General features: G+C 57.7%; 15 protein-coding genes. 2 read left to right on the top strand and 13 right to left on the bottom strand.

Annotated features, from left to right (window positions below; genetic code table 11):
* Window positions 1-33 precede the first annotated feature (33 nt).
* Window positions 34-1,434, top strand: coding sequence for an aminoacyl-tRNA deacylase and HDOD domain-containing protein (locus AC1DQM_RS09985; RefSeq protein ID WP_477746117.1), 1,401 nt, complete (start codon window positions 34-36; stop codon window positions 1,432-1,434).
* 286 nt (window positions 1,435-1,720) lie between these two features.
* On the opposite strand, the gene AC1DQM_RS09980 is transcribed toward AC1DQM_RS09985, so the two are convergent.
* On the bottom strand, window positions 1,721-2,104 hold the full coding sequence (locus AC1DQM_RS09980) for a hypothetical protein (RefSeq protein ID WP_008073421.1): 384 nt from the start codon (window positions 2,102-2,104) through the stop codon (window positions 1,721-1,723).
* A gap of 535 nt (window positions 2,105-2,639) precedes the next feature.
* On the opposite strand from AC1DQM_RS09980, the gene AC1DQM_RS09975 reads away from it, so the two are divergent.
* A complete protein-coding gene (locus AC1DQM_RS09975) occupies window positions 2,640-3,020 on the top strand; it encodes a DUF6124 family protein (protein ID WP_477746116.1) in 381 nt (126 codons plus the stop codon).
* Window positions 3,021-3,075: 55 nt separating this feature from the next.
* Here the strand turns inward: AC1DQM_RS09975 and AC1DQM_RS09970 are convergent, their stop codons facing one another.
* The 12 genes from AC1DQM_RS09970 to AC1DQM_RS09915 all read right to left on the bottom strand — a co-directional run bounded on the left by AC1DQM_RS09970 (window position 3,076) and on the right by AC1DQM_RS09915 (window position 13,999).
* Window positions 3,076-3,480 (bottom strand): hypothetical protein, encoded by a 405-nt coding sequence (locus tag AC1DQM_RS09970; RefSeq protein ID WP_018927471.1) that lies wholly within the window; start codon window positions 3,478-3,480, stop codon window positions 3,076-3,078.
* 81 nt (window positions 3,481-3,561) lie between these two features.
* Window positions 3,562-4,560: a hypothetical protein gene (locus AC1DQM_RS09965; protein WP_477746115.1), complete on the bottom strand. Its 999-nt coding sequence runs from the start codon at window positions 4,558-4,560 to the stop codon at window positions 3,562-3,564.
* A gap of 44 nt (window positions 4,561-4,604) precedes the next feature.
* Window positions 4,605-5,360, bottom strand: a complete 756-nt coding sequence (locus AC1DQM_RS09960; RefSeq protein ID WP_111453050.1) for a lysozyme inhibitor LprI family protein — start codon at window positions 5,358-5,360, stop codon at window positions 4,605-4,607.
* Window positions 5,361-5,362: 2 nt separating this feature from the next.
* Window positions 5,363-6,208 (bottom strand): tetratricopeptide repeat protein, encoded by an 846-nt coding sequence (locus tag AC1DQM_RS09955; RefSeq protein ID WP_477746114.1) that lies wholly within the window; start codon window positions 6,206-6,208, stop codon window positions 5,363-5,365.
* Entirely contained in the window at window positions 6,195-6,743 is a 549-nt protein-coding gene (locus AC1DQM_RS09950; RefSeq protein WP_477746113.1) for a hypothetical protein, read from the bottom strand. The genes AC1DQM_RS09955 and AC1DQM_RS09950 overlap by 14 nt, the downstream gene beginning before the upstream one ends.
* Window positions 6,744-6,762: 19 nt before the next feature.
* The gene (locus AC1DQM_RS09945) at window positions 6,763-6,894 is read right to left on the bottom strand and encodes a hypothetical protein (RefSeq protein WP_256580758.1); all 132 of its coding nucleotides are present in this window, start codon (window positions 6,892-6,894) and stop codon (window positions 6,763-6,765) included.
* A 10-nt stretch (window positions 6,895-6,904) separates the two neighbouring features.
* Entirely contained in the window at window positions 6,905-7,354 is a 450-nt protein-coding gene (locus AC1DQM_RS09940; protein ID WP_477746242.1) for a hypothetical protein, read from the bottom strand.
* A gap of 76 nt (window positions 7,355-7,430) precedes the next feature.
* Window positions 7,431-8,174 carry a hypothetical protein gene (locus AC1DQM_RS09935; protein WP_477746112.1) on the bottom strand — a complete coding sequence of 248 codons (744 nt, stop codon included), beginning with the start codon at window positions 8,172-8,174 and terminating at the stop codon, window positions 7,431-7,433.
* A gap of 53 nt (window positions 8,175-8,227) precedes the next feature.
* Complete coding sequence (locus AC1DQM_RS09930) at window positions 8,228-10,678, bottom strand: alpha/beta hydrolase (protein ID WP_477746111.1); 2,451 nt, start codon at window positions 10,676-10,678, stop codon at window positions 8,228-8,230.
* A gap of 9 nt (window positions 10,679-10,687) precedes the next feature.
* A complete protein-coding gene (locus AC1DQM_RS09925) occupies window positions 10,688-12,130 on the bottom strand; it encodes a TIGR01777 family oxidoreductase (RefSeq protein WP_477746110.1) in 1,443 nt (480 codons plus the stop codon).
* Window positions 12,131-12,138: 8 nt separating this feature from the next.
* Window positions 12,139-12,609, bottom strand: a complete 471-nt coding sequence (locus AC1DQM_RS09920) for a cell division protein (RefSeq protein WP_477746109.1) — start codon at window positions 12,607-12,609, stop codon at window positions 12,139-12,141.
* A 109-nt stretch (window positions 12,610-12,718) separates the two neighbouring features.
* Entirely contained in the window at window positions 12,719-13,999 is a 1,281-nt protein-coding gene (locus AC1DQM_RS09915) for a hypothetical protein (protein WP_477746241.1), read from the bottom strand.
* Window positions 14,000-14,052 lie beyond the last annotated feature (53 nt).

Here is a 14,052-nt window from a genome sequence, read left to right as displayed (position 1 = left end):
ACTCCTGCAATTGTTTGAAAACGGATACAGACCATGACAGAAGCTGCCCTCGCCCCTGAAACCCCGCACGCTCCGTCTGTTATTCGGCTGCTGCTCGGCAAACTGGGCATCGCCTACCAGGAAGTCCTCGACCATCACGGCCTGAACGCCTCACGCAAAGTGCAGGCAGTTTTGCTGGACGATGCCGTCGGCGCGCTCATGGTGCTGTTTCCGCAAAGTCAATTGCTCGACCTCAACCGCCTCGCCGAACTCACCGGCCGCCGGTTGACCGCCGTATCCACCGAACGCCTGGTAAAAATGCTCGGCAAACACAGCCTGAGCCTGCTGCCCGGCCTGCCGGCGCTCACCAGCTCACCGTGCCTGTACGAAGAAAGCCTGCTGCGCGAACCGAAGTTGCTGATCAACTCGGGCGAGCCAGGCGTGCTGCTGGAAATCACCAGCGAAGATTTCAAAACCATGCTGACCAAGGCCAGCGCCGGCAACTTCGGCGAAGCCGTGCACAGCATCCGCCCGAACCTCGACCGTCCCGACGATGACCGCGAGGAAATCACCCAGGCCGTGCAAGCGTTCACCGCGCGGCGCATTCAGCAACGCCTGGAAGCGACCATCGAAATTCCGCCACTGGCCGAAACCGCGCAGAAAATCATCAAATTGCGGGTCGACCCCAACGCCACCATCGACGACATCACCGGCGTGGTCGAAACCGACCCGGCACTGGCCGCGCAAGTCGTCAGCTGGGCAGCGTCGCCGTACTACGCCTCGCCGGGCAAGATTCGTTCAGTGGAAGACGCCATCGTCCGCGTGCTGGGTTTCGACCTGGTGATCAACCTGGCGCTGGGCCTGGCCCTGGGTAAAACCCTGAGCCTGCCCAAAGACCACCCGCAACACTCCACGCCGTACTGGCAGCAATCGATCTACACCGCCGCCGTCATCGAAGGCCTGACCCGCGCCATGCCCCGCGCCCAGCGCCCGGAAGCCGGCCTGACCTACCTCGCCGGCCTGCTGCACAACTTCGGCTACCTGCTGCTGGCCCACGTGTTCCCGCCGCACTTCTCGCTGATCTGCCGCCACCTGGAGGTCAACCCGCACCTGTGCCACAGCTACGTCGAGCAACACCTGCTGGGCATCAGCCGCGAACAGATCGGCTCATGGCTGATGCGCTACTGGGACATGCCAGAAGAACTGGCCACCGCCCTGCGCTTCCAGCACGACCCGAGCTACGACGGCGACTACGCCGAGTACCCGAACCTCGTATGTTTGGCCGTGCGTTTGCTGCGTAGTCGCGGGATTGGTTCGGGTCCGGATGAAGACATTCCGGATGCCTTGCTGGAGCGTGTGGGCCTGACTCGCGACAAGGCCAACGACGTGGTCAGCAAAGTGCTTGAAGCTGAAGTGCTGCTGCGCGAATTGGCTTCGCAATTTAGCCAAGCCTAAAAGCATCGTCGGATCGCCGCCCGGACCAAGCCACGCTCCCACAGGTTTCAGGTGATCCCTGTGGGAGCGTGGCTTGCCCGCGATGAATCCCCCGCCGATCTACCTGATCACCACAACCCCTGTGGCGAGGGAGCTTGCTCCCGCTCGACTGCGCTGCAGTCGCAACCCCGGCCCACACGGTCGACCTGAAACAACCCAATCTCAGGTTTAGGGCCGCTTCGCAGCCCAGCGGGAGCAAGCTCCCTCGCCACAAAAGCCTCCTCCACTCCTGACTGGATCAAGGTTCTCAGGCCTTAGCCTTCGCCTTCCTAGGCTTCAAATACTTGGTCAACCCCTGAAACCAGATCACCAGCGCCGGGTTGCCCTTGATCTGAATCGACTTGTCCTGAATCCCCGTCATAAACGCCAGCTGCTTGTTCTTCGCCTGCATCGTGGCAAAGCCATACGCCGCGTCTTTAAAGGCAATCGCAAACGCAGGCTCTGCATACACGCCCGACTTGCTGGTAATGCGCTGGTCCTTCACAAAGAAATGCCGAGCCACCTTCCCGTCCAGGGTCTGTAGCTGAAACACCAACGCCTTGTCACCCAACTGCTGCTGAAACGCAGGATTAGTCCGACTGGCCTTACCCATCAACAAACCCAGCATCCACAGAAGAAAACGAAATTTCATGCGCACAGCCTCAAAAGAAAAATGAACGGCCGGCGCAGTGTAGCGGCTCCAAGCCAGAACGCCACTGTCGGGTTGTGTTAGAAGAAGATGAACCGCTTTTCCCGCATGATGACCGCTAAGTCACGCTTTGCACTTCATTCTGAGGGACCCGACCTACACCTAAAGAAACACATTCCTGTAGGAGCTGCCGAAGGCTGCGATCTTTTGATCTTAATGCCCTCAAACCACTCGGACATTTCCTTCAAAACGCCGGGCTGTCCGTGAACTAGGCGACCTTGGCGTTCACCGATAACCTCTGTTCGTCACCGCAAAATCGGTGACTCGGACGTGCAAGTCCGATTCAGGTGCACAATCGTTGGTGGCAATTCATCGAGCGTTTTCCTATGCTCGCGGATCGTTATGGCGGCTGTGCGTCGGAGACCTTCGGGTCTGCCGGGCACCTGGACCGGTCTTGCACACCAACGCACAGCTGCCACCTCTTTCGAAGTGCAAAGCGAAACGGTGTCAGCCTCTTAACTCCAGGAAGTTAACATCTATGATCAAGCCAACACCGAATCCCCCAGAAAACCCAGCCACATCCCCCTACGAATCCTTAGATTCCAGAAAACTCCACGAAGCCGCCGAACGCGCCCTCGACCACCATTTCGCCCCACCTCCCAAAGAAAAACCCAAGCGCAAAGGCAAACTCTTCACCGTCTCCCCCGACATCGACACCGAAGCCCTCCTGGCCAACGCCTCCGAAGACCTGAAGTCCATCAGCGCCATCGCCGCCGACCTGGCTGACGACATCGAAGGCACCCGCCGCTCAGTCGCCCTGGCGCTCAGCAGAATGGCCGATGGGGTGCAGTTGTTGGTGGAGCGAGCGCTGGATCATATTGATTCGCCGAATCCGGCGGAGCATCGGGTGAAGGCGTAGCGAAATCGCGGAAAGAGAAAGGGGACGTTGAGTCCCCTTTCTCGATGATCTCGACTCACCACTGACAGCCTGTCTCTGGTGACGCCTCCATGCTGATATCCTGATCGAACGAATATTTCTTACCGGATTTGTAATTCGTATAGGTCATCCCATAGATCCGAGCACCCTGACGGACCATCTCATACTCACCCGTCAGTGCCCCCTCGGAAACTTCCACCCAAGTTGTCGTGAATTGATAGGGCCGATCCTCTGCCAGGATTTCTTGCTCGGTGCTTCGATGGACTAGAGAAATGGCCTTCTTCGACTTGCTATACCTAACCCCAGTGCCGCTCCATTGGGTAACCGAGTCGTAATAGGTTCTGAATTCGAAATTGATGTTTTTACCTTCCAGCGAACGGAAACACGAGACCTGTGTTGTGATCTCACTACGGGCCGTCAGCGGCAATACCAACAACAGCATTAAAAATAACTTCTTCACAGATCCCTCTGATCTCATTTTTTTGAAAACGATGTCGTGCTCTCAGTAGAGCTTACCGCATGCCTAAAGTGAAAAATCCGAGACTTTTGCAAGCCGCCAACATTGCCCACGAACAAACTGATACTCGAAGACATAATCGGTATCCGGCTTCTGCAGGATCGCCGTGGCGTTGTTGCCCCGCTCTTCCTTGACGGTCAACGTAAGACCATCGGCCTCTCGTTTCACACGATCCGGGATGATTGGAAACTTGATCTGATCGCCGCTGACGCTGCGCTTTTCCATCTCAGGCTCGGGATCTCCCGCCACAGTCGTGAGCATTTTCAGCGGCTGTTGGACGAAGGCTTTTTGCACGTCTGCGCGTTCGGAGAAAGCTGAGAGGAACGTTGAAAAGTCGGTCGAGGGGCAAGAATCACTGGCCGCGTCACCATCGGTTTGTAGTGTCTTCTGACGGTTGCCCTGACCCAGTTTTGAATCCGCAATCATCTTTGCATCCAAGTCTTCCAAGCGCTTCTTAATGCTCGCCGCATCCTTGTAAGCACACTCGACTTCTACGTCATCTTCCAGATTTAGACCGTCGCGGCAGTTCTGCAACTCAGGGTCTGGCGGGTCACCGCGAAAAAACCGCAAGGACAAGTGATCGCCGTCCTTGAAGAGCGGCAGTTCCAGCACCGAATAGGAATCACCTTCGAAATGGCTGTGCGAGACTTTGTGTTTTGTCAGAACAAACATGGACTTCCCCGCTCGCTCAGGGAATTTGCGCTCGAAGAAGAACACCGAGGCAATTTGTTCGACTTCGACCTTCCACACATAATTCAGCGAAGGCTTCACCGCATTCATGGGTGCGTAGAAAATTTCAGCATCAGGCACATGCACGCCCCCAACCTGACCTTTAAGGTTGTTCTTCAAAAAGAACACCGTGATCTTTTGATCACCCAACGAAGCAACCACCGGCGGATGCAGCTCGCCTATGGTTTGTAGGTCACTTGCCGATGCCGGTTGAGCCGACAAACCGACCATGCATCCGAGCGCAGCAATAAAACTTAAGAGCCTGGCCAATTCCACCCACTTCCCTGTTGATCAATCTTCAAATATTTACACTGATGGTTTCACGCTGCTTCAGGAGCGCTGCACTTCAGTTCTTTGATTTGCTCATTCTGAATCGGAATCACGCAGGCGAGGCGCTTCTCTCCGTCCCCACGAAGCTCGAACAAGCTGAGCGTCAGGTGTAAACCATCGGCAGCAAATGCATGATCCTCAAACAACGCACTGGCATAGCCATCCCAAAACGATTTGCCGTCAAAACTGCAAAACCGCTTGGAGGAAAGCACTCTCCAACCGCCGTTAGGCGCCAGAATCTGAACCGTCAAACAAGGGCTGCCAAAGGTGCTGACATAACGCGCCACGACATCGCCGAAGCGCTGGGAGCCGGACAGGAACACCTTGTTGAGATCAACCACATTACCCGGCTCATCAGCGACGATAGTGTCCAGATAAGCCGCACGCTCCAGGCTCATTCTGGCCACGCAGTTGTTGATAGTCGTAATATGCAGCGCCACACCGGGCTCGCTTTCCGTGGCTTCGAGCGGGCACGTGGTGTCGCGCAGCTTGATCCACGCGCGCTGGGCCTCTCTGGCCATCGCCATCAACGCCTTGCCCTGTTCAGGGTCGCGCCGCTGCTGAGACTCGAACCGCGCTAGCAGTTTCTTGTAACTAGCATTGAGCTGTACGTCGGCTTCTTTGCGTGCCGCTTCCACGCACAGATCGATCTGCCAGCTCACGGTGGTCTCTTTGCATTCGTCCTTGGCCATCGCGATGGAGGCAAACAGGCATCCAAAGGACAACGCGATACAGCGCACAAACATATTCAAATTTTCATTCCCTGAATTACAGATCGCTCAACTACACGTTGCGGAATTTTCTGCGCCTTGCCATCGGCGCTCATTGCGTCGCGGTATTGGCTGTAATAGCGCTGCGCTTCGTCTTCGCGACCAAGGCGCCACAGTGAATCGGCGATGTTCAACATCAACACTGTGCGTTTACCGAGCGCCTCAACGCCGCGATAAAATTTCAGAGCAAGCTCATCGTTACCACCCTCGGCCAAGTAGAAACCCAAGTTATTGAACGCCTGAACATTACGCGCCGGTGGATGACACGCCATGTAGGACTCCGGACTCAAAAAGCTCAGGCTCCATTCGATGGATTCCGCGCGGGACTGCGCCGGCTCGATGTCCACGACATGCCTCAACAAGTCCTTTGGGGGCTTCGTCTCCAGGACGGGATTGAACACTTCACCGTCGTTGGAAACCCACTGATTGCCCACCCATTTACCGACACAAAAACTGGCAGAACGCTCAGCCAGCACGCAACCGGTCTCCATCGAGATCACATCGCAATGCTGTTGCGACACCAGTTTTTCTTCACCACTCTCGACCGACAACATGCCGAAGCTCACCGGGTCGAGCAACAAGGTTTTCTTGTCAGGACTGAGCAAATCGGGGTGTGCATCGGCGCCAATATCGGGGCCGAAGAGCGGGAAAGTTTTGCCGTTTGCGGTGAACCAAGCGGTCGCCGACTCCACACCGGGCATCGTCCATTCTGTCGCCCGAAACGTCACTGTGTGCCCGCCGACACCGACTATTGGCAGGTCTTGGGCAAAGGCTCTGGCGGCAAACAGGCAGCCGAATATCAACACCCACTTAAGGCTGGCCATAAACAATCCTTTTCACTGCAGGGCTTTCCGATTGCAGTTGTCTCTTCGTGACGCCATAAGCCTCGATGAGCCCTTCCCAAGAACCTTTCGAACCAAACGACCGATAGCTATTGCTGTAGCTGTAATGCTCTAACCGGCCGGCCGTGGAGTAATACCCGCGCCACTCCGGGCAGGATCCGCACCCGCCATAACCGCCGATTGAAACCAGGCTGCCCGTGGTTCCTTTCACACAATCCATCGCCACTACCACGTTACTCAGCATCTTCGTCTTCGCACCGTCGGACGTGAGCTGTGAAACCTTGTCGATGTTGCGCCGAAGCACTTTGCCGCCGATGTTGATTGTCTGGTCGGAGCAGACCGGGATTACGTGGGTTTCAGTTTCCTGCACCGTCACGGATCGACAGGACGAAACCAACACCACTTGAACGCCGTCACACTGCATGACATCGCGTTGGGTGTAGGCATCCGCAGGCGCAGCGAAAGTTGGAAACGAGAGCAGCAGCGAAAGGCTGCCCGCGAGAAGACGCTGATTCATGGAAAATTCCCTTTCACCGTTAACTGGGCTGTTTTTTTGCGAGGCACTTTGCATAGCCGTCGGCTCCTGCTTCGGCGGTTACCGGGATGGCGTAGGCGAGGGGCAAAAGTAAAAGAGCATTCAGCGTGGGCTGAATGAAAAAACGGTTCATCCAATCATCCTTAATCAAGCGGCGGTGATTCCGCGTCAGTGATCGTCAGCAGCCGAAACTCATTGTTCACAAACTCGTAGTAACGATCCCGGTAACGACTTTCCAACCGATTGCCTTGCGCGTCCTCTTCGCCATCGAGCGCGAGGCCGGAAATGAAGATCAAGCGGCTATCGGACTGGTAGGCCATATCGAAAGTGCTGCCGTCGTATGCGTTCGGCAGCCCGACGACAACGTCCCCCGTACGCGCATCCAGCACTTCGCCGCAAATGGCGCTGCCGCCACAACCGAGCCTGTACAGGATGTAATGACCGGCGAAATTGACCTTGCCTTTCAGAGCCCGCGCTCGTGCTTGATCCATCATCGCGTTGCCGTTTTCTTGCGGTACCGGTTCATGGTTGGTGCCGGTGAACACTGGGGTGACGGTGTAGTCCTTGAAGTCCGGGTCGGCGGCGAAAGCCATAGACGTGGCAATGACCGAGAGGCCTCCGAGTAGAACTGAACATCCTTTCACGCTGTAACTCCGTATATGGGGTACATCATTGGGCTGCTTTCTCAAAAACAATACTGCGCACCGCTGTTTTGATTTGTTCAAACCCTTCGGCGCTGATAGCCAAAGGAGTGGATGAGCCTGACTCTGCTGAGCCGATCAGTACGCTTTCGCCCCTGAGCAAGCAGAAAGCAACGCGAGTGATGTGACGTCGTGATTTGTCATGGAAACCGAAGATGAACCCAGATGACTTCTCCCCACCCAGTGCCTCGAAGGTGTAGCTTTTCTTGGGGCCCGCCAGCGACGTGGGCTCCCAACCGTGATCGGTCAGGGTCGCCGGGCATCTGCGGTCGTTGTCATCACGTAGGACTTGCAGCGCGATGGAGTCCTCTTCCGGGGGCTTCCGGGCCGTGAGCCGGGAGAAGCTGTCAGCGTTTTCACACATCACGCCAAACCACGGCTGACTCAGGTTGTCGGACTTCTCGAAATGCCAGTCATAACCGCTCGATGTTTCCGCCTGCCATAAACCAGGCGCGCGGGCCCGAGCGGGCAGTTGTTTACCCGCGACAAACACCAGATAAAAGCGATCGAACGTCAGCCATTGGTCTTGCAACAACGGCATGGAGAACCGACACGTATCCAGCTCGACAACAGCCTCGGTCGGACCGTGTGCAACCGCCGACTGGCCTGACTCACCGCCGACCACCACGGCATCGGCGGCGAGAGCTGTATGCGTCAGCGCAACCCAGCCAAGTAGCGAACTCCGCAGCCATGAAGACTTGATTAAGCCCATCAACCGACATCCCTGTGCATAACGTTATCGACGACTGCTCAACAGCAGTCGGTTCATCCCTTGTTCGCTGGAATGATCAGCTTCAACTCACCATCGCGATACAACACCTCACACCCGACCCACCCCGGATCAACCTGCGGCATCACCGCCGAAGGTTTACACAGCTCGCGCAGCAGCGTCGAGCCATGGGACAGGCGCCCGCCCATTCGCGCAATCACCGCCCGCGCTGCCTGATAGTGGGCATGACGCCCCGGATCGAGGGTGTCTTCGAGCAGGATGTCGGCGCCGAGCACGCCTTGCACCTGCCCCGGATAAATCATGAACCCGGTCGCCTGCTCCGTGCCTTCGCGACCGTCCTGCCAGAAGCTGCCGTCGCGGGTACGAACGTCGGGATGCGGCGCAAACCAATGCTCTCGATCTGCCAGCGGCATGGCGTGATGGAGGCGGAAGAAGATCCGCATGAGATTGTCGCGATACCACTCACGCACTTGCAGGTAGTAGCCGCGCAGGCCCGGCAGGCCAGTTGAATGGGCTAAGCGGATAAACCCCGGCCACTGTGGGAAGGCCTGCAACGGCAGGTCGGTTGGTGCCGGGCGCGGTGTGGCGGGATCGGTTTCCCACGGCAGACGATGTGGGCTGTGTTCAAGGTCGTCATAAGCCGTCGGTGGCCGTCCCAACAGGTCGCCGCCGCTGCTGGCCAGTGAGGTGGCGATGCACAGATTGCCTTGCACCACGAACACATAAAATCGGGTGAACCAGTCGGCCAGTTGCCGGCCGTCGGCGCCTTGGGTGGTGAGCTCGGACAGTTCACCGTCGAAGCGCCGCAAGCCATGCTCAAGGCTCAGCAAATGCCCGCGAGCAACGCGCTGCATACGCAGGAATAACGGTAGCGAATGTAACATCCGTAGCGGTCGCCAAGGCAGATACGGAGTCGCGCCACCGACTTCGCCGGCGTAGCTGCTGGCAGAGATGCCCCAGTCTGCGAGTCGTGCGAGAAACAAATCGTTGTTGATGTACGAGGCGCCGCTAAACACCGCCGTGAACGGTTCGTTGTCCTGCAACACCCGCGAATCCCAACGCGCCATGATCGCTGGAATACTCGCCGCTGCACGCCGTTGGGCGTACTCCACCAAAGTGCTGGGTTGGGGCGGCAGGATCTCGGCGATGTTGGCGGCAGTCAGGTGCCGACGCCAGCCGTAATCGCTGATCGGCCGGTATTGCAGCAACCATAGTTGCTGGCCATCCCAGGCCCATTCGACGTCGCCAGGCACGTAATGGAAGACTCGCAACACGTCTTGCAGAAAACGCCACAACAGGTCCGCTGTCAGGCCGTGGGAAGGTTTGAAAGTATCGCTGCCCCAAGAGTCGCCGAGGCGGGAAAGGATCGCCCGCTCGGGGCTCACCCGACCATCGGCCAACGACTCAAGATGACCTTCGACCCATTCCAGTTCCACCGACAGATGTCGCACAAAAGCGATCCCGGACAACTGCGGTGTGATGAAGCGTTGCACCACCACTTCTTCCACACCTGCCGCGCTCAGCTCGGCAATGCGCGCGGGCACGTTGGGCGTCGGTTCCCGCAGGAACGTGGTACTCAAACCCGCATTCGCCGCATCGGCTTGATCCTCGCCATAACTGGAGGAGCGCACCGCCCACGTGGCGTCCGGTTGGCTCGCGAGAAACGCCGGCAGACGTTCATCGTGACAATCATTGAGTGACAGCGCCGGCGGCACCGCTTGCCTGGCCAACTCGGCCAGACGCAAGCGCCCGCCCTTGGTATGCGCGACGAACCCACGCTCGCCCGACTCCAGCCACGCAGCGAATTCGGCCGGCGAGTCGATCCACGGGTAATGACCCCAACCGGGTTTCAGGCTGATGGTCAAATCGGCGCGGGCAAGAATGGCTGACCATGCTGCGGCCTGAGCGATGCCCAGCACATTGTCCTGATCGCCCCAGACCAGCTCGACCGGATCAGTGATCCACTCCAGCAGCGGCAACGCGGTGTCTGCTCGCACCAAGTCCCAGTGCGGCACAAACGCGCGGCAGCGGGCATACCCGGCGCCCATGCGCTGGTATTGCGCGGGTGTCCAAGTCTGATTGGAGAACTTGTGTTTAAAAAGCGCTGGTTTGTTCGCCAGCAACCAGTGAATGGTCTTGCGAATCGGCAGCGGCGACATCAACGCTGGCAGCCGTCGTTGCCACAAGAACGCCCCGACTGGCGCGAGCAACACACTGCGGCAAAAGTGCCCCGGCTGACGTTGCAGCGCATGCAACACCAGCAACGCATTCACCCCGACCGCCATGATCGCGCTGCCCTGCACCGTCATCGCGAGCAACGCTTGAGCGTACGCCGCGAGGTCTTCGCAGGGTGCCTGTGGATTGTTGCCAAAGCCCGGCAACTCCAGCGGCACCACCTGATAGCGCTGAAAGTGCGGCAGCGCATCATCCCACCAATCGGCGGCGCTACCGTTGCCGGCCAGCAGGTACATCAGGGGCTTGCTCATGAACAATCCTCAGGCCAGATCGCGCAGGGCGGCGTTGAGGGTTGGATAGCGGAACGTGTAGCCCGCCTCGCTCAAACGCTCGGGCACCACACGCTGGCCGTCGAAAAACAGTTGAGCCATTTCCCCCGCCAGTGCGCGCACCGGTGCCGCCGGAATGTGAAACCACACCGGACGCTTCAAGACCTTGCCGACCTGCTCCGCAAACGCTGCCTGACTGACCGTATCCGGCGCCACCAAGTTGTAAGTGCCGCTCAAGCTCTCATCATCGAACGCGCGTGCGATCACTTGAATCACATCGTCGCGATGCACCCAGCTCATGATCTGCTGACCATCGCCCATGCGTCCGCCAAAGCCCAGGCGAAACGGAATCAGCAACGGCAACAACGCACCGCCCGGCCCGAACACCACGCCGAGGCGCATCACCACCTGACGCACACCGAACTCAGTGGCCGGTTGCGCGGCCGTTTCCCATTGCGCGCAGAGTTCGGCCATGAAGCCATCGCCCCTGGTCGATGTTTCATCGAGACGTTCGCTGGCATCGCGCACGCCGTAGAAACCAATGGCCGACGCCTGAACCCACAACGCCGGTTTATGCGTGGCATTTTTCAGCCAAGTCATCAGCGCTTCGGTGGTATTGACGCGACTGGCGATCAGTTGCGCCTGACGCTTGGCGCTCCAACGCGGACCAGCAACCGGTGCCCCCGCCAGGTTGATCACCACGTCGAAGGTTTCGTTGTAACCGAGTTTGCTCAGCGAGCGCAGGCAACGGGCGCGGCCGTCGAACAGGTACGCGGCTTTCAAAGGATCGCGAGCCAGCACGCTGACGGTGTGGCCGGCGTCGAGCAATTGATTGACCAAGGCTTCACCGATAAACCCGGTGCCACCGGTCACCAGTACCCGTTTGTAAGCTCCGCCAGCGAACGGGTTAGACGGCTTACCTTCGCGCTGCATGCGCAACGCCGCCAATCCGTCACGAATACCCGAAGCCGTAACGCCGATAGCGAACAGCGTCAGCAACCTGCCACGCCAGCCGAAATCGATAGCGCTCAGGCCGGTAGGCAAACTCGCCCACTGCGCCAATTGCCCCCCGTACAGAGCAAAGAAAGCCCCGCCGTTCACCGCCAGCACGGTATGCATGATGCGCTCGATGGCCGGCAACTTGCGGCTGCGGTCCTCGACCACGAAGTCCCACAGCGTCAGGCCGATCTCCAGCGCGAACAGCAGCGCAATCACAATCGCCCACGTGCCGTGGAATGCCAGATGCGCCATGCCCAGAAACAGAATCCCGTAGAAACACGAGCGCATCGCGTGGATCGACAACTCCAGCCGGGCACTGTGGCGATACGGCAACGCCACCGTCAGTTCGTGGTGGTACAGGGTATCGAGCGCACCCAGGCAGGCCTGGGCAATCAACAGAGCAATCGCCCAATCCAGGAGAGAAAAGTCAGGCATGGTTGGCATCACTCGGTGTGTGTTGAGGTGGAGGTGCGGCGGTCGTGGCGATACAGCCAGATCAGCGGAGGCAGTAAAGTGAGCAGCGCGAAGCTGTCGAACCACAGATGCGACCAGACCTGCGCCTGGAGGGAAATCAACATGTCCTGCGGCGCCCAGAGCACGATGCCGGCAATCAACCAGCCCCATGCCATAGGGGTTTTAAGACGATGGCCGAAGTGCACGAGGGCGAGCATGTAGAGGGAATAGCTTTGCAGCGTGGCGCCGAATAGGGCGAGCCACCAGACTTGTTGCGCGCGGGCGGCGGTGGGTACGGTGTCGGCCAACCAGAAGGCTTTTTCGATAGTTTGCAGATAGCCGTCGAGCAAACCGGAATGGCCGGCCCAGGTCAGCAGGATGCTGACGAGCAGATGCACCAGTGCGGCGGCGTATAGCCAAACGACCAGGGCTTGGCGAAGGGTATTTGAGGGGACTGGCATTCCGTGTCCTGAGGTCTTCCTTGAGGGGCGCAAGTCTAAAGGAAATCGGGAGATTTAGTGATTAATCACAGGACCGGTCTCGCCTCTAAAATTTCTAATAGAAAGTCGACTAACAACCATCGGCATCGTTGCATTGAACCCAGCCCCGAATTTCCTTTCCTTTGGGGGTTTTAAACATGATTTGCAGCCACCCGGCCTCAACCCCTTCCTGCAACACCGAGTCGCCCTTGATCAAATACATTTTCGTCATGTCCGCCAAAACGGGCGAACTGTGAATCGAGGTCTTTTTGTTAATCGTGAGCGTCACCCTGTCCCCCGCTGCCCAGCGTTTATAGGCGGCAGAATTGAGTTTGGCGACGATCCCCTCAGCGGTTTTATAAGGGAACGTGTAGATCAACTCCGACGACTCGGAATCGCGCGCAATATCGCCGCCATTACCAAAATAATTCGACAGCCGCTCATCTCTCACATAACCCGCCGCCGTACGGGAATACGCATGAGTGGTGTAATACTCGCCCAAATAATTAACGCCCGTATCAGCTCTGATTCCGACCGCATGAATGACGAATAGCATCGGCTCGGCTTCGGGTTCAGCCTGCGCAAAGAAAGCCGCTTGCACTCGTCCAGTGGCCGCCAAAAATGGCAGGCCGCCTATGTTCTTTTTTGTACCATCGGCACAATTTACATAATCGACGTTGATGGCGACGTCATCGGCGTCTTGGGATTCGTCTTCGGGCAGTTTGGCGTGGTTGAAAACGATAGAGCCCGAGTCTGTGTTGAGCGCTGGGAATGCTTCACTTTTTGGGGGTTCGCAGGTGATCCTGGAAAGGATCTTTTTCAGGCTTGATCTCTCGCTTTCATAAAAAGTATTGCACTGAGAAACAACGACAAAGCCCTGTGCTGTTTCTGCTTGAAGTGTGTTGCAGATTAATCCGAACCCTTCAACACCGCCCGGCCCAGGATAAATGACGTTTTTCATGTCCAGCAGCTTCCAGCCTTGCTGCTGCATCGACGCTTTGGCTGTCGCCGTAGCGTCCGAAAACTCCATGATTGATTCAGCATCAGGCAGTTCGATCAGCTTGTTGTAGCGCCGTGTATTGTCGATTCCGACAACCGCCAAAATGTCCTGCAGATTTTTCCCAGTGACAATGACAGTGGGGAGACTATCGAAGTTGTTGGCGTAGTCCGGCTGGTTACGGGGTACAAGCTTGAGTACGTTCACGCCCCCTTCCTGAACGCAGCTTGCAACCTTCAGTTCTGTTTGAGGCACGTCGAACGGGCAAGGTTGATCTTCAGCGAACGCATCCGTGCCGCCAAGGAACAGGCTCAGAACAACGGCGCCCATCAGCGCCGCCGTGAAGCCGTATCCTTTTTTAAAAATACAATCCATGTTGATCACTCAAAAAACCTACGGTTTAAACGGCTCAGGTGTCGTGTTTAAAA

The organism is Pseudomonas sp. 01L34 (assembly GCF_056400265.1).
Note: the sequence above shows the minus strand (reverse complement) of the source record. Positions and strands in the feature narration are given on the sequence as shown.